The following is an 846-nucleotide window of genomic DNA, read 5'->3' as shown; positions in this document are numbered from 1 at the left end:
AAATTCCATTCGACTCGTTTTCCCAGTGGGCCAGACTTTTGTTCTTTCAACCAAACATAGAGAGGATCTGCTTCCTTACCGTTGACCTTAATCTTGGCAAAACGTGGGAAGCTGGTTTGATAATGTAGGCTACAGAAGGCGTTGATTTCCTCTGCGCTGCCTGGTGCTTGTCCCATAAACTGATTGCAAGGGAAGTCTAAAATCTCAAAACCTTGTTCTTGATAGCGATCATAGAGTTCTTGAAGTCCTTGGTACTGGGGAGTTAAACCACATCCAGTAGCAGTGTTGACAATCAAGAGTACCTTACCACGATAGGCATCTAGTGAGATTTCTTGATTGTCTTGGTTCAAGACTGAAAAATCGTAGATTGAGGTCATTGTTTCCTTTTCTCTTTCTGCTTGGTATTTTTAGGAGTTTTCTCTTCTTGTAGTGAAAGAAATCCGTAGGTCAGAGTTCCAAAAATGCTACCGATAATCAGGCCATACATCAGGAAAGGAACACTTTTATCGAATTGCATGAGGAGCTTCACAAAATCTGGAAGGGACATCTGCTGAACGAAGACTTTATGAAAGATGAGTAGGGTAAAGAGGCCAATCTGAAGGCCGATAAACACAATCCAGCTTCGGAATTTGATTTGAGCTTTGCTGTAGGTTTTGAGGATGATTTCTGACTTATCATCTTTTTCCAGATGGAGTTCTTTGACAGCTCTTTGAGTTTTTAAGGTAATGAAAAAAATGAGTCCAGAGTAAACGTAGGGCATGGCATAGCGAACGACCTCTATGAAGCGTCCAAATAATAGATAAAACAAGAAGAGAAAGAAGGAAGAATAAACGATTTGGACCATGG

Annotated in this window: 2 protein-coding genes; both read right to left on the bottom strand. The window is 40.8% G+C overall.

Annotated elements, in window-relative coordinates:
- On the bottom strand, positions 1-377 hold a 377-nt coding region (locus SMIDD26_RS08625), incomplete at its 3' end, for a glutathione peroxidase (protein ID WP_061439838.1).
- Positions 374-846 (bottom strand): DUF3278 domain-containing protein (locus SMIDD26_RS08620; protein WP_246747007.1); only part of this gene is annotated, 473 nt, incomplete at its 5' end. The genes SMIDD26_RS08625 and SMIDD26_RS08620, both read right to left, overlap by 4 nt.

The organism is Streptococcus mitis, from assembly GCF_001579035.1.
GTDB classification, from domain to species: domain Bacteria; phylum Bacillota; class Bacilli; order Lactobacillales; family Streptococcaceae; genus Streptococcus; species Streptococcus mitis_J.
This window is presented reverse-complemented; position numbering and strand designations above follow the sequence as displayed.